Below are 20028 nucleotides of genomic sequence, written 5' to 3'. Positions count from 1 at the left end.
CGGCCCGCCCGTCACGATCTTCCGTGACGGACGGGCCGCTCGTGGGTCGGGCTAGTCCGCGCGCGCCCCCGCGAGGGTGGCGCCGAGGACGTCGTGGTTCAGCCGCGAGATCGAGGCCAGCGGGATGCCCTTCGGGCAGACCTCCGCGCAGGCGCCGACGTTGGTGCAGCCACCGAAGTCGAGCTCGTCCTGCTTGGCCAGCATGCTGATCGCGCGGGTCTGGCGCTCGGGCTGGCCCTGCGGCAGCAGCCCCAGGTGCGTGACCTTGGCGGCCGTGAACAGCATCGAGCTGCCATTCGGGCACGCCGCGACGCAGGCGCCGCAGCCGATGCAGGTGGCGGCGTCGAACGCGTCGTCCGCCGAGACCTTGTCGACCGGGGTCGCGTGCGCCTCCGGCGCGGACCCGGTGTTGACGCTGACGTAGCCGCCGGCCTGGATGATCTGGTCGAACGCCGACCGGTCGGTCACCAGGTCCTTGATCACCGGGAAGGCCCGGGCCCGCCACGGCTCCACGTCGATCGTGTCGCCGTCCTTGAAGTGCCGCATGTGCAGCTGACACGTCGTGGTGTTCTTCTGCGGGCCGTGCGGGGTCCCGTTGATGACCATCGCGCACGAGCCGCAGATGCCCTCGCGGCAGTCGTGGTCGAAGGACACCGGGTCCTCGCCCTGCAGGATGAGCTTCTCGTTGAGCACGTCGAGCATCTCGAGGAACGACATGTCCTCGTCGACGTCGTCGAGCTTGTACTTCTCCATCTTGCCCTTGGCGTCGGCGTTCTTCTGACGCCAGACGCGCAGCGTGATTCTCACTTGTAGCTCCGCTGGCTCGGGTGGACGTAGGAGAACTCGAGGTCCTCCTTGTGCAGGATCGGCTTGGCGCCGGACTGGTCGCCGCCGTACTCCCAGGCCGCCACGTACGAGAAGTTCTCGTCGTCGCGCTGCGCCTCGCCGTCCTCGGTCTGGTGCTCCACCCGGAAGTGGCCACCGCACGACTCCTCGCGGTGGAGGGCGTCGGTGCACATGAGCTCACCGAGCTCGAGGAAGTCGGCGACGCGGCCGGCCTTCTCCAGCGACTGGTTGAACCCGTCGCCGGTCCCGACGATCTTGACGTCGCGCCAGAACTCCTCGCGCAGCGACGGCAGCCGGTCGAGGGCCTTCTCCAGCCCCTCCTTGCTGCGCGCCATGCCGCACTGGTCCCAGATCAGCTGGCCCAGCTCGCGGTGGAACGAGTCGACCGTGCGGTTGCCGTTGGCCGAGAGCAGCTTGTCGATGCGCCCCTTGGTGGACTCGACGGCCTCCACGACGGCGGGGTGGCTCTCGTCGATCGGGTCGAACGGCCCGTCGGCGAGGTAGTTCGGCACCGTCGTCGGCAGCACGAAGTAGCCGTCGGCGAGTCCCTGCATCAGCGCCGAGGCGCCCAGGCGGTTGGCGCCGTGGTCGGAGAAGTTGGCCTCGCCGCCCACGAACAGGCCCGGGATGGTCGAGCGGAGGTCGTAGTCGACCCACAGCCCGCCCATCGTGTAGTGGATCGCCGGGTAGATGCGCATCGGGACCTCGTACGGGTCGTCCCCGGTGATGCGCTGGTACATCTCGAAGAGGTTGCCGTACTTGGCCTCGACCGCGTGGCGGCCGAGACGCCCGATGGCGTCCTTGAAGTCCAGGTAGACGCCGAGACCGCCGGGGCCGACACCCTGCTCGGCGTCGCACATGTTCTTCGCGGCGCGCGAGGCGATGTCGCGCGGGACCAGGTTCCCGAAGCTGGGGTACTGCCGCTCCAGGTAGTAGTCCCGCTCCTCCTCGGGGATCTGGTTCGGCGGGCGGTTGTCCCCGCGCTCCTTCGGCACCCAGACGCGGCCGTCGTTGCGCAGCGACTCCGACATCAGGGTCAGCTTCGACTGGTACTCACCGGAGACCGGGATGCAGGTCGGGTGAATCTGCGTGTAGCAGGGGTTCGCGAACAGCGCGCCCCGCTTGTGCGCCCGCCAGGCGGCGGTGACGTTCGAGCCCTTGGCGTTCGTCGACAGGTAGTAGACGTTGCCGTAGCCGCCGGTGCAGAGCACCACCACGTCGGCCAGGTGGGTCTCGATCTTCCCCGTGAGGATGCTGCGCGTGACGATGCCGCGGGCACGCCCGTCGGCGACGATCAGGTCGAGCATCTCCGTGCGCGGGTGCATCTCGACGGTGCCGGCGGCGATCTGGCGCTCGAGCGCCGAGTAGGCGCCGATCAGCAGCTGCTGACCCGTCTGGCCCCGGGCGTAGAACGTGCGCGACACCTGCGTGCCACCGAACGAGCGCGTGTCGAGCAGCCCCGAGTACTCGCGGGCGAACGGCACGCCCTGCGCGACGCACTGGTCGATGATGTTGAGGCTGACCTCGGCCAGCCGGTGCACGTTCGACTCCCGCGAGCGGAAGTCGCCGCCCTTGACGGTGTCGTAGAACAACCGGTGGACCGAGTCGCCGTCGTTGCGGTAGTTCTTCGCGGCGTTGATCCCGCCCTGCGCGGCGATGGAGTGCGCGCGCCGGGGCGAGTCCTGGAAGCAGAACGACTTCACGTGGTAGCCGGCCTCGCCGAGCGTCGCGGCGGCGGCGCCGCCCGCGAGCCCCGTGCCGACGATGATCGCCGTCATCTTGCGGCGGTTGGCCGGGTTGACCAGCCGGGCGGAGAACTTGCGGTCGCTCCACCGGTCGCCCACCGGGCTGTCGGGGGCGCGGTCGTCGGCGATCGGGTCGCCGAGCAACCAGCGGCCCTCGCCCTGCACCGCCGTCGGCTCCTGCTGCAGCTCTGACATGGTCACCTCACCAGACCGAACATGACGGACACCGGGATGATCGCGAAGCCGACGGCGATGACGACGCCGACGACGATCGAGAACGACTTCAACGCGTGCTGCTTGACGGCACTGTTGCCGCCCAGCGTCTGGATGCCCGACCACAGGCCATGGCTGATGTGGAAGCTCAGGGCGACCATCGCGACGATGTAGAAGATCGCCACGATCGGCCGGTCGAAGCTCGCCACGAGCTTGGCGTAGGCGCCCCCGGCGGGGTCCGGGTTCACGGTGCCGAGGGTGAGGTCGAGGATGTGCCAGATCACGAACAGCGCGATGATCACGCCGCCCCACCGCATGGTGCGGGCCGCGTAGCTGCCCTGGTGCCCCTTGTGCTGGTACCCGACCGGCCGCGCGCGCTTCGCCTTGTACCAGAGGCTGAAGGCCGCGGCCATGTGCAGCACGACGGACGCGAGCAGGACGACGCGGATGATCCACAGGACGCCCTCGTAGCCGAAGATCTCGGCCCCGAGCGTCCGGAGGTGTTCGGAGTACGCGTCGAACGTCTCCTGCCCGAAGAAGATCTTCAGGTTGCCGATCATGTGGGCGATCACGTACAGCAAGAAGATCACGCCCGTCACGGCCATGACGAACTTCTTGCCGACGGACGAACCCCACGTCCTCGTCACGATGTTGCGCTGCTGGGTCAGGACCACGGCGACACGCTAAGCCCGGGAACACGCCGACTGCCAATGCATGCAAGTCGGTTCAGCGATGCTCTTAAGCTATCGAGGTGACCCTCAAACAGCTCATCTACTTCCTCGCTGTGGCGGACACGGGACGGTTCGTGCAGGCAGCGGCGGATGTGCGGGTCGCCCAGCCCACGCTGAGCCGACAGGTCCAGGCACTCGAAGATGATCTCGGTGAGACCTTGTTCACGCGGGGTAGGGATCACGTCACACTCACATCGGCGGGCGAGACCCTGCTGCCCCTCGCGCGGCGCATCGTGGCCGACGTCGAGACCGCCCGGCTGGAGATCGCCGAGCTGGCGAACCTGCGCCGCGGGCGCCTCCGGCTGGGGGCCACGCCCTCCCTCTGCGTCAGCGTCGTCGCGGACGTCCTCGCGGTGTTCCACGACTCCTACCCCGGCGTCTCCCTGCAGATCTCCGAGGGCGGGTCGCGGGATCTCGTGGGCGACCTGGAGGACGGGCAGCTCGACCTCGCGCTGGTCATCCACCAGGCCGACGGGTTCCCGACGACGGGTCCGGCGGGGGTCCCCCTCGCGCTCACCCCGGTCCTGCGCGAGGAGCTGGTGGCGGTCTCCGCGACGGCCGGCCGGGCCCCGCTCGACGAGGTGCTCGGCGACCACGCGGGCATCGCCGAGATCGCCCGGCACCCCCTGGTGCTGAACCGCCCCGGCTACGAGCTGCGCGAGGCGGTGCTGTCCGCGTGCGCGGCGGCCGGGGTGACGCCGCGGATCGCCGTGGAGGGCGGCGAGATGGACGCGGTGCTGCGCATGGTGGAGCGCGGGCTGGGCGTGGCGATCGTGCCGAGCCTGGTCCTCGCGGGCCGCACGGGGCTGCACACCACGCGGCTCGACGGCACCGGCTGGACGCACCGCACGATCGTGCTGGCGCACCGCACCGACGTCGCGCCCACGCGGGCGGCGGAGGCGTTCCGCGAGACGCTCCTGGCCGTGCTGGCCCGCACCTCGCGCACCGGCGGCCTGCCGCCGGGAGTCCGGTTCATCCATCCGTCGTCCTAGGTCACTCGATCCTGACGGCGGGTACCCACGGCCGCGCCCGCTCCACCCCGCGGGTCAGGACGCCCCGAGCAGCGCGGCCAGCACCCCGCCCGCGCGCGGGCCGACCCGCAGTGCCTCCACCGCGGTCCCCGTCCCGGTCCGCGCGGCCTCGTCCCGGGCCAGGGCCTCGAGGGCCGGGCCGGCGGCGTCGGCCGACCCGAACTGGAACGGCACCTGGGTGCGGTAGCAGGCGACCGCGGCGGCCTTGCGGTCCAGCTCGCCGGTGACGTCGACGGCGACCTCCCGCCCCGTCACGTGGTCCATCGGCGTCGCGTCGGGGCGGCGCGCGACGTAGGGGGTGTCGCGCCACCAGCCGCAGCGCGCGGGATCGACGAGCCCGGCCACGACCGCCGACACCCACTGGTGGTCGACGTGGTCGCCGAGGGCCTGCGGGGCGAGCACGAGGTCGGCACCCGCGAGCACCGGGGCCAGGGCCTCGGTGAGCGGGCGCGCCACGACGTCGCCCCCGCGCCGGCCCGCGAACAGCGCCGCGGCCGAGTCGTACCCGCGGTGGGGCGCCTCGAGCAGGCCCAGGTGCCGCGGCGCCGCGCCGAGGACGTCGAGCGCGTCGCGGTCCTCCGTGCGGCGCAGCGCCATGTAGTCGACGTCCGCGGCCAGGCCCTTGTCGAGCTGGGTCGACAGGGCGAACGGGGTCGCCACCGCGGGGTCGACCGAGCCGGTGAAGCAGGTGACGACGGTGACCCCGGTGACGTCCGACGATCCCGCGAGCCGCGCCAGGGTGCCGCCCACCGAGAACACGGCGTCGTCGAGGTGCGGGCTGACCGCCACGACCCGCGTCACAGGAGGTGGGGCGCCGCGCGGAACCGGCAGGACGGGTCCACGGGCGGGTCGGGGATCGCGGGCACGGGGACGTCGCGGACCGTGTCGTACACGTCGGTGACCCGGTCGGCGATCACCGGCCAGGACCACACCGCCCGCACCTCGTCGAGGGCACGGGCGGCCATGGCCCGCCGCAGGGACCCGTCGTCGAGCACCCGCGCGATCCCGGCCGCGAGGGCCGCGGGGTCCTTGGCCGGGACGAGGACACCGTTGTCGTCCGGGCGGACGCAGTCGCGGACCCCGACCACGTCGGTGGACACCACGGGCAGGCCGGAGGCCATCGCCTCGAGGATGGTGTTGGAGAAGCCCTCGGCGTAGGTGGGGCTGACGAAGACGTCGCCGAGCCCGTACACCTCGTGGGCCCGCTCGTAGGGCGTGTAGCCGAGCTGGGACACGTGGTCGTCCAGGCCCAGCTCGGTGACCCGCTCCGCGACGAGGGCGGTGTCCGGCCCGATCCCGGAGACGACGAGGCGGACGTCGCGCCCGCCGTCGAGCAGGGTGCGGTGCGCCTCGAGCAGGTCGAGCACGCCCTTCCGGGCGTCGACGCGACCGTGGTAGAGCAGCGTCGGGGGCTCGCGCAGGGCCCCCGGCTCGTGCGCCGGGGTGAAGCGCTCGGTGTCGGTGGCGCCGGAGACGATCGTCCAGCGGGCCGGGTCGACGTCGTGCCGGGCCGACACCTCCGCGGCGAACGACGGCGACCCGATCACCAGCGCCGGGGCGTGCGTGAACACCGCGCGGACGAGGTCGCGGTGGGTGTCGCAGCAGGTGCCGACCCAGTGGCCGTCGCCGCCCTGCACGCTGACCACCGCGGGCAGCCCGAGACCGTGCGCGGCCCGCAGCACCGCCAGCCCGTTGGGGTAGGCGTACTGGGCGTGCAGCACGTCGAACGGCCGCTGCGCGTGCAGGCGGGCGATCGTGGCCTGCATCGTCGCGACGTCGGCCTCGAACGCGGCGGGCCGGCCCGCGACGACCTCCTGCTCGCCGTGGGCCTCCAGCGCCACCACCTCGACGCCTGCGGGGACGCGCTCGGGCGGCGGGGGGCCGCCGCCGTACACCGCGCGTCCGGCCGGGTCGCCGCGGTACTGCGAGATCATCGTGACGTCGTGGCCCGCCCGCACCAGGTGGCGCAGCAGGTTCTCCGCGTAGGCGCTCATGCCCGACACCGCGGGCCAGTAGCGGCGCGAGACGAAACAGATCCTCATCGGGCGTCCTCCAGGGCGCGCAGCGTCGCGATGGCCTCCGGCACGAGCCGGTCGGCGCGGTGGGAGTCGCGGGAGAGCTCGAGGCTGACCAGCCCGTCGTGCCCCACCGCGCCGAGCGCCGCGACGACCGCGCCGAGGTCCATGTCCCCCTCGCCGGGGGCGCGGTGGTCGTGGACGCCGCGCGGCATGTCCTCGACGGCGACCGCCCCGAGCTGCGGGGCGAACGCCCGGACCGCGTCGGCGGGGTCCCAGCGCCCGGACACGATGCAGTGCCCGGTGTCGAGCGCGAGCGCGATGCCCGGCACCTCGGCCTGCAGCGCGGACCAGTCGTCGAGGTCGTCGACGAGCATGCCGGGCTCCGGCTCGACCGCGACCGTCACGCCCCGGCCTCGGGCGTACTCGGTGACGGCGGCGACCCCGTGCACCAGCTGTTTCCACGCCTCGTCGCGGTCGAGCCCGGCGGCGAGCACACCGGCCCAGAACGAGACGGCCTCGCTCCCGAGGTCGGCCGCGACGTCGACGCACAGCCGCAGGAACGCGACGCGGCGGGTCCGGTCGGCCGGCTCGGCGCTGACGAGTGTCGGGTGGTGCTTGCGCCGCGGGTCGAGCAGGAACCGGGCACCGGTCTCGACGACGCTGCACAGCCCGAGTCCCCGGAGCCGGTCGGCCAGGGCCGCGGTGCGGCGCGCGAGCTCGGGGGCGAAGGGGTCGTGGTGGGCGACGTCGAGGGTCAGCGCGACGCCGGCGTAGCCGTGGTCGGCGAGCAGCGCGAGGGCGTCGTCGAGCCGGTGCGACGACAGGCCGTTCGTGTTGTAGGCCCAGCGCAGGCTCATCGCAGCTCCACCTCCTCGCCCGCGGCGACCCGGGCGACGGCGTGCCGGGTCGGTTCGCGGTAGAGGGGGTAGAGGTCGCCGACCACCCGGTCGACGCGGTCGCGGTCGAGCCAGGCGCGGTCGTCGCCACGCTCGTCGCCGAGGCGCGCCGCCTCGTCGTCGGGCAGGAGCACCGGCCGCGCCCCGGGCGACGGCGGGGCGCCCAGCCCGACGAGGCCGAACGCCGGGTCGTGCGGGTCGGCCGCCCGGTCGAGCAGCCGGTCGACGCCGCGGCGCCCGATCCGGCCGTAGGACATCGTCTCGACCTCGAGCCCGGGCACGATCACCTTGACCGCACACGCGCCGTCCCGGTCGGCGAGGACCGCGAGCACGTCGAACTCCCGCAGCCGCCCCATGAGGTCGTCGAGGAGGGCGACGGGCTCGCCGACCGCGGTGGTGGGCAGCTCGTCGAAGCGCATCCGCGTGTGCTCGGCGAGCACGGGCTCGAGCAGGCCGCGCAGCTCGTCGGCGCCGCGGGCGGTCCAGTCCTGCATGGTGGTGAAGGCGCGGGCCTCCTGCGCGGGCAGCGGCTGGGCGAGCTCGCGGTCCCAGTAGCTCGTCGGCGCCAGCGGCCGGACGGTGTCGAGGGCGGCGTGGGCGAAGGTCTTGCGCACCCGCGCGGAGCAGAACTCGAGCAGCGCCTTCTGCAGGGCGACCTCGCGGTCGGGGTGCGCGGCCTCCCCGCAGGCCGTCAGGGCGATCGGGTGCGGCGGGTCCCCCGCCACGTCGTGGCCGACGACGTGCAGGTCGGTGACGCCGAAGGCGGTGGTGGCGAGCTTCGGCACGACCCGGATCCCGACCGAGCGCAGGTGCGCGAGCAGCGCCCGGGTGTCCGGGTCGGCCACGAACCCGTCGTCGGGCCCGGTGTCGAGGACGATCCCGCGGTCGAGGGCCCGGAACGCGGTGCTGTTGCCGTCGCGCTGGAGGAGCTCGCCGAGGGCGTGCGCGAGGGCGCGCTCGACGGTGTCGCCGGCGCCGCAGCCGTTGGTGATGACGGTGGTGAGCCGCTCGGCCGGGTCCTGCCACGGCAGGTCGACGGGGTACGCGGCCGCGAACTCGGCCGGCACCAGGACGGTCTCCCCCGTGCGCACGCGGGTGGCGGGGAGCCACCAGCGCTCGGCGTCGGGGTCATAGGTGCCGCCCGCCGGCAGCGTCAGGCGGAGCGGGTCGACCACGCCGTCGTCGCCGTACCGGGCGCGCAGCGCGGTCCAGGAGTCGCGGGTGCGTGTCAGGGTCCGCAGGTGCCGGGAGAGCAGCATCTCCTCGGCGAGCTCTGCGCGGGCCGCGACCCGGGCGCGCTCGACGGACAGGCCGTAGCCGAACGAGCCCGACCGCGGCCACTCGCCGGTGGGGTCGGCGAAGTCGGCGGCGACCACGTGGACCCCGGTGCGGTCGGCCTCCCGGAGCTCGATCTCGTCGGTCTCCCCCGGGGGCAGCGCCGCGGTGTAGTCGCGGGCCGTGGCGTCCAGGGCGTCGAGCACGCTCACGAGAGCTCCGCCAGCGGGATCGGCCCGGCGACCGGCTGCGCGGACAGCAGACGGTCGTAGAGCGCGAGCACGTGGGCGGTGGTGACGCCCTCGACGAACTCGAACGGCGTGGCGACGGCGTCGAACTCGAGGTTGCCGATGACCTTGTACGCGTCCCGGATCTCCTGGTGGGAGAGCGGGATCTGGGCGTGGTAGGCCTTGTGGGCGGAGAGCCCCGTCGCGCGGCCCTCGTCGTCGAGCGCGGCCTTGAGCATGTCGCCGCAGAACAGGACCCGGCGCCGCTCGTCGTGCAGGACCATGTGGCCGTCGAAGTGCCCGCCGGTGCGGTGGGCGACGAGGCCGGGCGCGAACTCGTGGCGGTCGTCGAGGGGCCAGGTGACCCGGAAGGCCTTCGTCCACTCCAGGTCGCGCACCCCGATCGCCAGGACCGGCGGGTCGAGCGCGTCCTGCAGCTGGAACAGCGCGCCGTAGCCGTGGACGTGGCTCGCCGCGAGCGCCGCCAGGCCGCCGCGACGGCGGATCTCGGCGAGCCCGTCGTCGGGGTAGAAGCCCGCGCCCTCCCAGCCGATCAGACCGGCCTCGGTCTCGATGACCCAGCCGCACGTGCCCAGCCCCACCTGCGGCTCGCACCAGAACCCCGTGATGCCGGGGCGCACCTCGGCCCAGCGCGCCTCGCGGCCGCGGGCGATCTCCGTCAGCGGCCGGAAGTCCCAGCCGTCGTCGGGCAGGGCGTTGCGGACGTCGACGCACACCGGGCAGGCCGGGGGCGTGGCGAACCAGCGCTGCCAGTGTCCGCAGTTGGTGCAGGTCCAGGGGCTCAGGGGCACGGTGCCTCCAGGGCGGTCAGGAGCAGGTCGTGGAGGGCGAGGTCGCGGGCGAGCGGGTAGGGCCAGGCCACCTCGCCGCGCACGGCGGCGCCGAACGCCGCGACCTGGCGCTCGAAGGGGCCGTCGGAGTCGAACGCGATCACCTCGGCGTCGCCGGTGGCGGCGTCGAGGAACGTCAGCGCCCCGCCCGCGACCTGGCCGAGCGTGTCCTCGGCGACCAGCTGCCCGCGGGTGCCGACGACCTCGAGGCGCCGGCGTGGCAGGGCGTCGGGCAGGGCGAAGCTGACGTGGGCGCTGAACAGCGTGCCGGTGGCGGTGGCGCCCACGAGCACGGCGCCGTCGTCGGCCGCCGGGTCGGCGTAGGGGTGCACCCGACGGCGGGTCACGGCGGTGAGGCTCGTGACGTCCTCACCGAGCAGGGTGCCCGCGAGGTCGAGGCCGTGCGGCGCCAGGTCGATCGCCGCGCCGCCGCCGGCCAGGGCGGTGTCGACGCGCCAGTTGGTGTCGGCGCGGCTGTGCGGCGGGGTCCACGCCGGCGGCAGCCAGCAGCCGTAGACGATCCGGACGGCCGTCACGGTGCCGACGCGACCGTCGGCGACCAGCGCCGCGATCCGGCGGTGGGCGGGGTGGAACCGCTGGTCGAACGCCGTCGCCACGAGCACCTCACCGGCGGCGTCCACCATGGCGCCCGCGTCCTCCCGGGTGTGCGCCATCGGCTTCTCGCACAGCACCGGGACGCCGGCCCCGGCGACCGCGCGGACCACCGGCAGGTGGGCGTGGTTGGGGGTGGCCACGTAGACCGCGTCGGGCCGCTCCCCGAGCAGCACGTCGAGGTCGGTGGTGGCGACGACGTCCCCGGGCAGGCCGTCGAGCGCGGCCGGGTCGCGGTCGCAGACGCCGACGAGCCGCGCCCGCGGGTCGGCGGCGATCGCGGGGAGCACGTGGTCGCGGGCCACCCAGCCGAGCCCGACGACACCCCACCGGGTGCTCACCATCGCGTCGGCAGCTCGACGAGGACCCGGCGGCGCACGGCCTGCTCGCGGTCGAGGTCGGCGGGCACGTGCTCGGGCAGGTAGTCCGCGACCCGGTCGCCGTACTCGGCGCCCCACCGCGCGTTCGGCCAGTGCCGCACGCCGTCGCGGTAGAGCGGGTTGCGGTGCAGCTCCGCGCCCGGCGACGGCCCGAGCAGCGCCGGGCGCGGCGGCACGGCGGCCCGGTCGAGGGCCAGGGCCACGGCCTCGGTGGCGTCGAGGTCGGTCCCGACGGCGGGTCGCGCGGGCCGGGCGTCCAGCGCGGCGCGGGTGAGCTCCTCCTCGGTGTACGTGCGCGCGTCGGGCAGCATCGCCGCCCACTCGGCCGGGCGGCGCGGACGGCCGGCGGCCCCCAGCGGGTGGTCGGCGTTGTGGCAGTGCGCGGCGAGCACCGCACCGCCGGGGCCCGCCAGGTCCGCGGCGCGGTGCAGGACGTCCGCGGGCTCGTCGAGGAAGTAGAGGGTGTCGTGGCAGGAGACCCAGGCGTCGCCGGTGGTCGTCAGGGGCCAGGGCGAGCGGAGGTCGGCGCAGACCAGGCGGACGTCGGCGTCGGCCGGCAGCACGAAGCGGCGGGCGAGCCACAGCTTGGCGAAGACGATGTCGATCCCGGTGGCGCCGGCGCACTCCCCCGGCTCGAGGACGAGGCGGCGCAGCAGGTGTCCCGCACCGCACGCGAGGTCGACGACCTCGCGGCCCGCGGGCGGGTGGGTGGCGACGAGCGCCGTCACCGCGAGTCCCGACGGGTCGTGGTCGCGGTGCAGGAAGTAGTCGCCGACCCGTCCGAGCCCGAGCGCGGCGGCCGCGTCCCGCAGCGTCGTCGTGGGGTCGGCGGCCGCCGCGTGGACGGCGGCGAGCCGCTCGGGCGGCGGGGGCGGCTGGTCCCACCAGTCGTCGTTGTCGGCGAGCAGCACGGCCGCGGCGTCGGCCACGCGGCCGTCGTCGAGGGCGGCCAGGGCCTCGGCCGCGAGCTCGTCGCGGCCGGTCCGCAGGTAGGGGATGCCGTCGAGGACGGGCCGGCGTCGCTCGCCGTCGGACAGCGAGTGCACGGTGTCCGCCACCAGCGGGCGACGCGATTGCGGGTCGAGGAGCGTCACGGTGCCAGCCCCGCCTCGGTGAGCACGGCGTCGTGGAAGGCCGAGACCGGCGAGACGTGCACCAGCTCCAGGTCGACGAGCGCGTCGGCGGCGGTGAACGCGGCGGCCCGCGCGTGGTGGTGGACCTGCAGCACCCGGTCGAGCACGTCGGCGGCGTGGAAGGCGCGCCCGAGCGGGGTGTCGGCGTCGGTGCGCGCGGCGAGGAGCAGCCGCAGGCGGTCGGCGAGCAGCGGGGGCAGCGCCGCGAGCTCGCGCTCGGTGAGCCGCTCGAGCACGCCGTCGAGGTGGTCGCCGAGCAGGATCTCGCCGGCGAACCCGGCGTCGGGCAGCGCGACGTTGTGCAGGTGGTGGGCGAGCCCGAGCAGGAACGCCTCGCCGAGGTCCGCGCCGTAGCCCGGGGCGAGCAGCGCGCCGTACACCGCGACCGCCCAGCAGTGCTCGCCGTGGTCCTCCGGGGGCTCGACGATCAGGCGGGGCCGGCCGGGAGCGGTCGCCCCGGCCCGCGGCTGGTCGACGAGGGTGACCGCGAAGGGCGGGGCGGTCAGCGGGTCGCCGACCGGGTCGGGCGCGTTCGTGAGCCGGGCCCGGAGCTCGGCGGGAAGGACGGCGCCGACCTCCGCGACGGCCCGGGCCCGGACGGCCCGCGCCTCGTCGTCGGTGAGCCCGGCGTCGCGCAGGACCGCGCCGTCGAGGCCGGCGAGGCGGGCCCCGGCGACCGCGGCGGCGCACTCCGCCTCGGCCACCGTCGTGGGGTCCGCCCCCGCGACCAGCGCCGACCAGGCGCGCAGGAAGGCCTGGTCGGCAAGGGAGCCGGGGCGGCCGGCGACGTGCACGCGCTTCAGGTCGCCGATCTCCCGGAACGTCCCGACGAGCTCGCCGGGACCGGCGGTGACCATCACGCGAGCCAGTCGCGCAGCACCTGCTCCTGGCGGTAGAGCGCGTGCTCGGGCTCGGAGCCGTCGCGGGTGATGGGCTGCTTGAAGAAGTAGCCGAGCTGCTCCTGCGCACCGCCCTCGCCGCGGCGGGCGGCCTCGTCGACCATGCGCGCGAGCTCGAGCACCAGCGGCGCGGCCAGGATCGAGTCCCGGCACAGGAAGTCCACCTTGACCTGCATCTTCTGCCCGAGGAAGCCGGTCAGGTCGATGTTGTCCCAGGCCTCCTTCTGGTCCCCGCGCGGCCGGTAGTAGTCGATCCGGACGATGTGGTCCTCGACCTCGTAGCCGAGGCACTGGTCGAGGACCGTGCCCTTGGTCTGCAGCTTGCTCGACAGCGAGTCGGCGTCCTCGAGGATCTGGCCGTCGCGGTTGCCGAGGATGTTGGTGGAGTACCAGCCGTCGACGTGCAGCGACCGCGACCGGAACGCCGGGGCGAGGACCGTCTTCATCATCGTCTGGCCGGTCTTGCCGTCCTTGCCCGACACGGGGACACCGCGCTCGAGGGCCAGCTCGAGCAGGGCGGGGATGTCCGCCGACGCGCTCGGCGTGAAGTTCACGTACGGCGAGTCCGAGGTGATCGCCGCGTAGGCGTAGATCATGCTCGGGCTGATCACCGGGTCGTCCGCGTCGAGCGCCGACTCGAACGCCTCCGGGGTCTGCAGCGACGGCAGCGTCAGGTCCGGCCACCGCTCGGTGGACGCGAGGTTCACGACGACGACGCGGTCGAGGTCGTGCTCGGTGCGGAAGCGCTCGATGTCGCTGCGGATGTGGTCGACCCGCCCGCGCAGCGTCGAGATCGGGATGACGTTCGCCCCGATCGCGTTGCGGCAGTAGTCCGGGTCCGCGACGGCGGGCCACGGCGCCACGGCCGCGAGGCCCGCGCCGGCGGCCTCGACCACGCGCGGCTCGAGCACGCCGTGCAGGTGGGCGGCCTTCGCGAGGTCGTCCCCGTCGAGGTCCCAGCCCCCGAACACCAGCGAGGTGTAGGGCACCAGCGAGGTCACGTCCGCGAACGGCAGGCCCTCGTGGCCGCACGCCCCGACCTTCAGCAGCTCGACCCCCGCGATGGCCGTGGTGGCGACCGCGCCCCCGACCCCGACCACGGCCACACCGACCTTGCGCTGCTCGTCCGACACCCGAGTCCTCCTCGTCGCAGGCGCGGTCCGGCGGTTCCCCGCGGACCGACTCCGGTGTGCTCCCCGACCGGCCGGGCCGCGCAAACGGCGGTTCTCCTGCTCCGTGGCGTCGGCGACGCGGGCGCGTGACCGGACGCGGCGGGTGGGTAGCCGCGCGGGTGCACCTCCTCGTCCTCGGCGGCGGGGGGTTCCTCGGCCGCCACGTCGCGGCCGCGGGCCTCGACGCCGGCCACGCCGTCACCGTGCTCTCCCGCAGCGGCTCGCCGCCCCTCGACGGCGTGGAGGCGCTGGCCGGGGACCGGCAGGGCGACCTCTCCGCCCTGGACGGCCGCCGCTTCGACGCCGTGCTCGACACGTTCTCCGACCCCGACGCGGTGGCCCGCACCGCGGCCTCGCTCTCCGGGGCGGCCGGGGTCTACGGCTACGTGTCGGGGATGAGCGTCTACGACCCGGAGGGCCCGACGGTGCCGGGCGCCGGTGACCCGGTGCGGCGGCCCGGGGCCGCGGACGACGTGCTGCAGGACCGGTCCCTCGACAAGCTCGCCGCCGAGGCCGCCGTGGCCGACCGGTTCGACGGGCCGGCACCGGTGTTCCGGGTCGGGATCATGGTGGGGCCGCACGACCCCACCGACCGGTTCACGTGGTGGCCGGTGCGGGCGGCCCGGGCCCTGGCGGGCTCGGCGTCGCGCACCGTGCTCGCGCCCGGCGACCCCGGCCGCGTCGTGCAGTACAGCGACGCCCGCGACATCGCCGCCTTCATGGTGTCGGCGCTCGACCGCCGGCTCGCGGGCGTCTTCGACACCGTCGGCCCGGGCCGCGCGCAGCCGCTGTCCGCGGTGCTGGAGGAGTGCGTGGTCGCCGCCGGCGGGCGGCCGGGTGACGTCGAGTGGGCGTGGGCGGACGAGGACTACCTCCGGACGTCGTTGCGCGACGTCGACGAGGAGGCGCGGCCGCTGTGGTTCCCCGAGGACCAGATCCCGCAGGACGCGATCGACGCCTCCGCGGCCCTGCAGGCCGGACTGCGGTTCCGCCCCGCCGTCGAGACCGCCCGGGACGTGCTGGAGCAGGCCGCCGGGCGGTGGGACCTCGCCGCGGGCTTCGACGCGGCCCGGGAGGCGGCGCTCGTCAGGGCACGGTGAGTCGCTCGCTCGCGAGCGCCCGGGAGAGCGCCGGCGCGAGCGGGCCGCCCTCGACGACGACGTCGTCCACGCCGAGCCAGGCGGCCATGTCCCGCAGCGCGCCCGCGAGCTCGGCCGCCACCCGGGCCTCGTCGGCGCCGCGCTCGACGCACTCCGGCTCGGCGAACGCGGCCGGCACGCGCAGCACGCCGGCCGCCCGGTCGGTCTTGAGGTCGACCCGGCCCACGAGCTGCCCGTCGAGCAGGAACGGGAAGACGTAGTAGCCGTGGGTGCGCTGCTCGGCGGGCGTGTAGATGCCGATGCGGTAGGTGAAGCCGAAGATGCGCACGGTGCGGGGGCGGAACCAGATCAGCGGGTCGAACGGGGCGAGCAGCGCCCGCCCGGTGACCCGGCGCGGGACGCGCGTGCCCGGCAACCGGTACGCGGGCGCACCCCACCCGGCGACCTCCACCTCCTCGAGCTCCCCCGCGTCGACCAGCTCGGCCACCGCGACCCGGCTCTCCGCGGGCGGCAGCCGGTAGTGGTCGCGCAGGTCGGGTTCCGTGGCCACGCCGTGCGCCGCCGCGGCCCGCAGGGTGAGCCGCCGCATCGACTCGGCGCGGTCGGGGTGCTGCGCGAACACGTCGGGCGGGAGCACGTCCTCGCTCACCGCGTAGGCGCGGCGGAAGCCGCGCCGCGTCCCCGTCGTCAGGACCCCCGTGGCGAAGAGGTGCTCGCAGGCGACCTTGACGTCCGAGCGGTGCCACCACCCGCCGTGCGCGCGGGCGCGGCGCTCCCCGCCGTCGCCGAGCACCGCCTCGACCTCGCGCGCCTCGAGCGGACCGTGCGCGGCGACGGCGTCGTGCACCGCGTCGAGGATGTCCGGCCGATGGTCCATGGCGTTGCCGAGCCACCGGCTGGTGCGCGCGGTGTTGTCCCGCATCCGCCAGCGCAGCAGCGGCCAGTCCTCCACCGGCACCAGGCTCGCCTCGTGCGCCCAGAACTCGACGAACGCCCGGCGGCGCCGGTCGGCCGCCGTGTGCGGCCAGGCCAGCGCGTCGAGGACGTCCCGGTCGTACGCGCCGAGGCGCGCGAAGACCGGCGCGTAGTGCGCCCGCACCGCGACGTTCACCGAGTCGAGCTGGAGCAGACCGAGGTGGCGGACGAGCCGGGTGAGCCCGCCACGGTTCGGCGCGCCGGGCCGCGGCGGGGCGTCCAGCCCCTGCGCGCCGAGCACCGCCCGCCGCGCCGCCGCCGCGCCCATCCGCTCCGGTGCTCCCACGGGCCCGAATCCTGCCAGCCACCCCCGACAACCACCGGAATGGAGCTGCCCGCACCGGCGTTGACCAGGGAGAACGCTGAAGGAGGACCCATGATCGGAGATCGTGTCGAGATCGTCGTGGACGCCGGTGGCAGCACCCGCACGTGGGACGTCACGGCCACCCGGGCGGGCCGTCGGGTCGAAGTGGCGCACGGGCGCGGCGTCGTCGAGGTGAGCGAGGTGACCCGCGGCGGCACGCCGGTGCGCACCGCGCGGTTCATGTCCTCGCGCGTGCTCGCCCTCGTCGAGCACCCGGCCTCGGCGGTGCGGCTCGCCGACGACGAGCCGCCCGCGCTGCCGCTGCCGCGCCCGGCCTGAGCAGCGCGGTCAGGAGACCTCGGTGAGCGTGCCGGCGTCGACGTCGTAGACGAACCCGCGCACCGCGTCGGTGTGCAGCAGGAACGGGCAGGAGCGGACCGCGGCCAGCGAGTCGCGGACGTCCTGCTCGGTGTCGGAGAACGCGCCCGGGGCCCACGACGGCTTCTGCCCGCAGGCGCTCTCCAGCTCGCCCACGAAGTCGTCGTCGGCGAAGGTCGCCATGCCGCACCTGGTGTGGTGAACGAGCACGACCTCGGTGGTGTTCAGCTTGCGCTGGCTGATCGTCAGCGACCGCAGCACGTCGTCGGTGACCACGCCGCCCGCGTTGCGGATGACGTGCGCCTCCCCCGGCCCCAGTCCGAGCGTGCGGTAGACGTCGAGGCGGGCGTCCATGCAGGCAACCACGGCGACGTGGCGCGACGGCGGGCCGGGCTGCCCGCCGTCGGTGAAGCCCGCGGCGAACGACTCGTTGGCGGCCAGCAGCTCGTCGGTGACGGACACGGGAGCTCCCTGTCTCTCGGGGGTATGCGTCGTCGGTGATCATTCCCGACGCCGGGTGGGGTCGACGTCGGGCGGTGACCCTCGTCCTAGTGTCGTGGGCATGGCCCTCGCGCACGTCCGCCCCGCGACCCCCGACGACGCCGCCGCCGTCACCGCGGTGCAGCGCGAGGTCTGGACGACCGCCTGGGCCGGTTTCCTGCCCGCCGGCCTCACCGAGGGGTTCGACGACGAGGCCGTGACCGCCGCGTGGGGCCGCTCCGTCGAGGGGCTGCTCGTGGCCACCGAGGGCGACGCGGTGACCGGGTTCGCGCTCGCCGGACCCGCCTCCTCCGACGACCTCGCCGACGCCGTCGGCTCCGTCCCCGACGACGCCGGGTCGGTGGGCCTCGTCGCGACGCTCCTGGTGTCACCACGCTGGGGCCGCCGCGGGCACGGGGGTCGGCTGCTCGTCACCGCGGCCGAGGCGCTGCGCGCCGGCGGCGCCACCCGGGGCGTGACCTGGGTGCCCGAGCGCGACGCCGCGTCGCCGGCGTTCTACGCGCGGGCCGGGTGGGAGCCGGACGGCACGGTGCGCACGCTCGACGCCGGTGGCCGCCCGCTACGCGAGGTCCGGCTCGGCGGGCCGCTCGACCTCGGGTTCGCCGTGGTGCCGACCGCGGAGGACCTGGGCCTGCCGCTGCTGTGACGGGCGGCCCCGGGCTCACTCGAGGTCGAGCACCGACTCCAGGCCGATCGTGAGGCCCGGGCGGGACACGACCGAGCGCACCGCCAGGAGCACGCCGGGCATGAACGAGGCGCGGTCGAACGAGTCGTGCCGGATCGTCAGGGTCTCCCCCGCGCTGCCGAGCAGGACCTCCTGGTGGGCGACCAGGCCCGCCATGCGCACCGCGTGGACGTGCACGCCGTCGACGGTGGCGCCGCGGGCGTGGTCGGGGTCGTGGGTCGTCGCGTCCGGGCCCGCACCGAGCCCCGCCGCCGCCCGCGCCTCGCCGATCATCTGGGCGGTGCGCGTCGCCGTGCCGGAGGGGGCGTCGGCCTTGTTCGGGTGGTGCAGCTCGACGACCTCGACCGAGTCGTAGAACCGCGCCGCCTGCGCCGCGAACCGCATCATCAGCACGGCGCCGATCCCGAAGTTCGGGACCACCATGACGCCGAGCCCGTCGGTGCCCTCGAGCCGTCCCCGCAGCTCGTCGAGCGCCTCGGTGGTCAGGCCGCTCGTGCCGACGACGCCGTGGACGCCGTGGTCCACGAGCCAGCGGACGTTGTCGGCCACGGCCGCGGGGTGGGTGAAGTCGACGGCCACCTGCGCGCCGGCGTCGGCGAGCGCCGAGATCGGGTCGCCCTCGTCGACGGTGGCCACCAGCTCGAGGTCGTCCGCGCCCTCGACGGCCCGGCACGTCTCGGATCCCATGCGTCCCCGGGCCCCGAGCACTCCGACGCGAATCACTCCGCCACCTCACGCACCTCGTCGGGAAGATCGTCGGCGTCAGCGTAGGGCCCGACGACGGCGGCGGTCACCGGCGTGGTCAACAGCTCGCGGGCGACCGCGGTGACGTCGTCGACGGTCACCGCCTGCACCCGCGCGAGCGCCTCGCCCAGGTCGAGCGGGGCCGCCGGTCCGTCGAGCTCGCGGCGGCCGAGCCAGCTCATCCGCGACGGCGTGTCCTCGAGCCCGAGCACGTACTCGCCCCGCAGCTGCCCCTGCGCGCGGACCAGCTCGGCGTCGGTGATCCCGTGGGCGGCGAGGTCGCCGAGCTGGGCGCGGAGCACCCCGGCCGCCGTCCCGAGCCGCTCCGGCGCGCAGCCGACGTAGACGCTGAGCACGCCCAGGTCGGAGTAGCCGGTGGCCGAGGAGTACACCGAGTACGCCAGGCCCCGGCGTTCCCGGACCTCCTGGAACAGCCGTGAGCTCGTGCCGCCGCCGAGCACGGTGGACAGCACCAGCTGCGCCTCCCACCGCGGGTCGCCGCGGCGGATCGACGGCACGCCCAGCATGAGGTGGGCCTGCTCGGTGTCGTCCTCGCGCACGGAGAGCCGGTCGGCGGGGGTCGGCACGGCGGCGGGTGCGCCCGACCGGGCCGCCGCCGCGGCGGCGCTACCGGTGAGCCGGTCGCCGAACGCGGCCGCGACCGCCTCGAGCACCTCGGCGTGCGCGACGTTGCCCGCCACGGCCAGGACCGACCGCGACGGCACGTAGTGCGCGCCGTGGAAGCGGGCGAGGACGTCGCGGGTCATGTCCCCGACCGACTCCTCGGACCCCACCACCGGGCCGCCCAGCGGGTGGTCGCCCAGCAGGAGGTCGTCGAAGTCGTCGGCGAGCAGGTCCTCGGGGTCGTCGTCGCGGCCCGCGATCTCGGAGAGGACGACGTCACGCTCGAGTTCGACGTCGGCGGCGTCCATGACCCCGTTCAGGACGACGTCGCAGACCACGTCGACCGCGAGCCGGAGGTCCGAGTCGAGCACGTGCGCGTAGAAGCACGTGTGCTCCTTGGAGGTGAACGCGTTGAGATCGCCCCCGACGGCGTCGATCTCCTCGGCGATCTGCCGCGCGGTGCGCCGTGGCGTGCCCTTGAACAGCAGGTGCTCGAGGAAGTGCGCCGCGCCGCGCGCGGCCGGGTCGAACCCCGGCTCGTCGCGCGAGCCGACGTCGACCCACAGGCCGACGGCGGCCGACCGGGCCCCGGCGACGTGCTCGGTCACCACCCGCAGGCCCCCGGGGAGCACGGTGCGTGCCACCCCGGGGCCCGGGTGTTCGGTGGTGACGAGCCCGTCGGCGGGAC

Annotated in this window: 20 protein-coding genes; 4 read left to right on the top strand and 16 right to left on the bottom strand. The window is 74.9% G+C overall.

The features are described from left to right. Nucleotides 1-51 precede the first annotated feature (51 nt). The 3 genes from LN037_RS21300 to LN037_RS21290 are packed head-to-tail and all read right to left on the bottom strand — an operon-like array spanning nucleotide 52 to nucleotide 3478. Entirely contained in the window at nucleotides 52-807 is a 756-nt protein-coding gene (locus LN037_RS21300; protein WP_230756458.1) for a succinate dehydrogenase/fumarate reductase iron-sulfur subunit, read from the bottom strand. Beyond that, nucleotides 804-2786 carry a fumarate reductase/succinate dehydrogenase flavoprotein subunit gene (locus tag LN037_RS21295; RefSeq protein WP_230756456.1) on the bottom strand — a complete coding sequence of 661 codons (1983 nt, stop codon included), beginning with the start codon at nucleotides 2784-2786 and terminating at the stop codon, nucleotides 804-806. Before LN037_RS21295 ends, LN037_RS21300 begins: the two co-directional genes overlap by 4 nt. A gap of 2 nt (nucleotides 2787-2788) precedes the next feature. After that, entirely contained in the window at nucleotides 2789-3478 is a 690-nt protein-coding gene (locus LN037_RS21290; RefSeq protein WP_230756453.1) for a succinate dehydrogenase cytochrome b subunit, read from the bottom strand. 77 nt (nucleotides 3479-3555) lie between these two features. Between LN037_RS21290 and LN037_RS21285 the strand changes: the two genes are divergently transcribed. After that, the gene (locus LN037_RS21285; RefSeq protein ID WP_230756451.1) at nucleotides 3556-4527 is read left to right on the top strand and encodes a LysR family transcriptional regulator; all 972 of its coding nucleotides are present in this window, start codon (nucleotides 3556-3558) and stop codon (nucleotides 4525-4527) included. A 54-nt stretch (nucleotides 4528-4581) separates the two neighbouring features. Here the strand turns inward: LN037_RS21285 and LN037_RS21280 are convergent, their stop codons facing one another. From LN037_RS21280 to LN037_RS21240, 9 genes are read right to left on the bottom strand one after another with little or no spacing between them, the layout of a single operon-like run. Continuing rightward, nucleotides 4582-5367 carry a PIG-L deacetylase family protein gene (locus LN037_RS21280; protein ID WP_230756448.1) on the bottom strand — a complete coding sequence of 262 codons (786 nt, stop codon included), beginning with the start codon at nucleotides 5365-5367 and terminating at the stop codon, nucleotides 4582-4584. Next, nucleotides 5364-6608, bottom strand: coding sequence for a glycosyltransferase family 4 protein (locus LN037_RS21275; protein WP_230756445.1), 1245 nt, complete (start codon nucleotides 6606-6608; stop codon nucleotides 5364-5366). The genes LN037_RS21280 and LN037_RS21275 overlap by 4 nt, the downstream gene beginning before the upstream one ends. Next, nucleotides 6605-7441, bottom strand: a complete 837-nt coding sequence (locus LN037_RS21270) for a sugar phosphate isomerase/epimerase family protein (protein ID WP_230756444.1) — start codon at nucleotides 7439-7441, stop codon at nucleotides 6605-6607. Before LN037_RS21270 ends, LN037_RS21275 begins: the two co-directional genes overlap by 4 nt. Continuing rightward, nucleotides 7438-8967 (bottom strand): YcaO-like family protein, encoded by a 1530-nt coding sequence (locus tag LN037_RS21265; RefSeq protein WP_230756440.1) that lies wholly within the window; start codon nucleotides 8965-8967, stop codon nucleotides 7438-7440. Before LN037_RS21265 ends, LN037_RS21270 begins: the two co-directional genes overlap by 4 nt. Next, on the bottom strand, nucleotides 8964-9794 hold the full coding sequence (locus LN037_RS21260) for an MBL fold metallo-hydrolase (protein WP_230756436.1): 831 nt from the start codon (nucleotides 9792-9794) through the stop codon (nucleotides 8964-8966). The genes LN037_RS21265 and LN037_RS21260 overlap by 4 nt, the downstream gene beginning before the upstream one ends. Then, on the bottom strand, nucleotides 9785-10789 hold the full coding sequence (locus LN037_RS21255; protein WP_230756433.1) for a Gfo/Idh/MocA family protein: 1005 nt from the start codon (nucleotides 10787-10789) through the stop codon (nucleotides 9785-9787). The genes LN037_RS21260 and LN037_RS21255 overlap by 10 nt, the downstream gene beginning before the upstream one ends. Further along, a complete protein-coding gene (locus LN037_RS21250; protein WP_230756431.1) occupies nucleotides 10783-11919 on the bottom strand; it encodes a class I SAM-dependent methyltransferase in 1137 nt (378 codons plus the stop codon). Before LN037_RS21250 ends, LN037_RS21255 begins: the two co-directional genes overlap by 7 nt. Beyond that, nucleotides 11916-12815, bottom strand: coding sequence for a hypothetical protein (locus LN037_RS21245; protein ID WP_230756430.1), 900 nt, complete (start codon nucleotides 12813-12815; stop codon nucleotides 11916-11918). The genes LN037_RS21250 and LN037_RS21245 overlap by 4 nt, the downstream gene beginning before the upstream one ends. Beyond that, complete coding sequence (locus tag LN037_RS21240; protein WP_230756428.1) at nucleotides 12815-13990, bottom strand: inositol-3-phosphate synthase; 1176 nt, start codon at nucleotides 13988-13990, stop codon at nucleotides 12815-12817. Before LN037_RS21240 ends, LN037_RS21245 begins: the two co-directional genes overlap by 1 nt. A gap of 158 nt (nucleotides 13991-14148) precedes the next feature. On the opposite strand from LN037_RS21240, the gene LN037_RS21235 reads away from it, so the two are divergent. Continuing rightward, nucleotides 14149-15129 carry an NAD-dependent epimerase/dehydratase family protein gene (locus LN037_RS21235; RefSeq protein WP_230756426.1) on the top strand — a complete coding sequence of 327 codons (981 nt, stop codon included), beginning with the start codon at nucleotides 14149-14151 and terminating at the stop codon, nucleotides 15127-15129. Here LN037_RS21235 and LN037_RS21230 read toward each other — a convergent pair. After that, a complete protein-coding gene (locus LN037_RS21230; protein WP_230756574.1) occupies nucleotides 15116-16372 on the bottom strand; it encodes a winged helix-turn-helix domain-containing protein in 1257 nt (418 codons plus the stop codon). The genes LN037_RS21235 and LN037_RS21230 overlap by 14 nt on opposite strands. Before the next feature lie 108 nt (nucleotides 16373-16480). Here LN037_RS21230 and LN037_RS21225 point away from each other — a divergent pair, with 108 nt between their 5' ends. Continuing rightward, entirely contained in the window at nucleotides 16481-16747 is a 267-nt protein-coding gene (locus LN037_RS21225; RefSeq protein ID WP_230756424.1) for a DUF8836 family protein, read from the top strand. A gap of 9 nt (nucleotides 16748-16756) precedes the next feature. Here LN037_RS21225 and LN037_RS21220 read toward each other — a convergent pair whose 3' ends face one another. After that, entirely contained in the window at nucleotides 16757-17248 is a 492-nt protein-coding gene (locus LN037_RS21220) for a beta-class carbonic anhydrase (protein ID WP_230756422.1), read from the bottom strand. Nucleotides 17249-17348: 100 nt separating this feature from the next. Between LN037_RS21220 and LN037_RS21215 the strand changes: the two genes are divergently transcribed. After that, nucleotides 17349-17933: a GNAT family N-acetyltransferase gene (locus tag LN037_RS21215; RefSeq protein WP_230756418.1), complete on the top strand. Its 585-nt coding sequence runs from the start codon at nucleotides 17349-17351 to the stop codon at nucleotides 17931-17933. A 15-nt stretch (nucleotides 17934-17948) separates the two neighbouring features. On the opposite strand, the gene dapB is transcribed toward LN037_RS21215, so the two are convergent. Together dapB and LN037_RS21205 are read right to left on the bottom strand one after the other, a co-directional pair. Beyond that, nucleotides 17949-18695, bottom strand: coding sequence for a 4-hydroxy-tetrahydrodipicolinate reductase (dapB, locus tag LN037_RS21210; protein ID WP_308286172.1), 747 nt, complete (start codon nucleotides 18693-18695; stop codon nucleotides 17949-17951). Then, nucleotides 18692-19984 (bottom strand): M16 family metallopeptidase, encoded by a 1293-nt coding sequence (locus LN037_RS21205; RefSeq protein WP_230756413.1) that lies wholly within the window; start codon nucleotides 19982-19984, stop codon nucleotides 18692-18694. The genes dapB and LN037_RS21205 overlap by 4 nt, the downstream gene beginning before the upstream one ends. Nucleotides 19985-20028 lie beyond the last annotated feature (44 nt).

The sequence above is a fragment of the Actinomycetospora soli genome (genome assembly GCF_021026295.1).
GTDB lineage: Bacteria > Actinomycetota > Actinomycetes > Mycobacteriales > Pseudonocardiaceae > Actinomycetospora > Actinomycetospora soli.
Note: the sequence above shows the minus strand (reverse complement) of the source record. Positions and strands in the feature narration are given on the sequence as shown.

What these genes read in the sequence shown, in the direction of transcription:
- LN037_RS21275 (WP_230756445.1), bottom strand. Translation starts at nt 6,608, where the DNA reads ATGAGGATCTGTTTCGTCTCGCGCCGCTACTGGCCCGCGGTGTCGGGC.
- LN037_RS21215 (WP_230756418.1), top strand. Translation starts at nt 17,349, where the DNA reads ATGGCCCTCGCGCACGTCCGCCCCGCGACCCCCGACGACGCCGCCGCC.
- LN037_RS21225 (WP_230756424.1), top strand. Translation starts at nt 16,481, where the DNA reads ATGATCGGAGATCGTGTCGAGATCGTCGTGGACGCCGGTGGCAGCACC.
- LN037_RS21255 (WP_230756433.1), bottom strand. Translation starts at nt 10,789, where the DNA reads ATGGTGAGCACCCGGTGGGGTGTCGTCGGGCTCGGCTGGGTGGCCCGC.
- LN037_RS21270 (WP_230756444.1), bottom strand. Translation starts at nt 7,441, where the DNA reads ATGAGCCTGCGCTGGGCCTACAACACGAACGGCCTGTCGTCGCACCGG.
- LN037_RS21230 (WP_230756574.1), bottom strand. Translation starts at nt 16,372, where the DNA reads ATGGGCGCGGCGGCGGCGCGGCGGGCGGTGCTCGGCGCGCAGGGGCTG.
- LN037_RS21245 (WP_230756430.1), bottom strand. Translation starts at nt 12,815, where the DNA reads ATGGTCACCGCCGGTCCCGGCGAGCTCGTCGGGACGTTCCGGGAGATC.
- LN037_RS21295 (WP_230756456.1), bottom strand. Translation starts at nt 2,786, where the DNA reads ATGTCAGAGCTGCAGCAGGAGCCGACGGCGGTGCAGGGCGAGGGCCGC.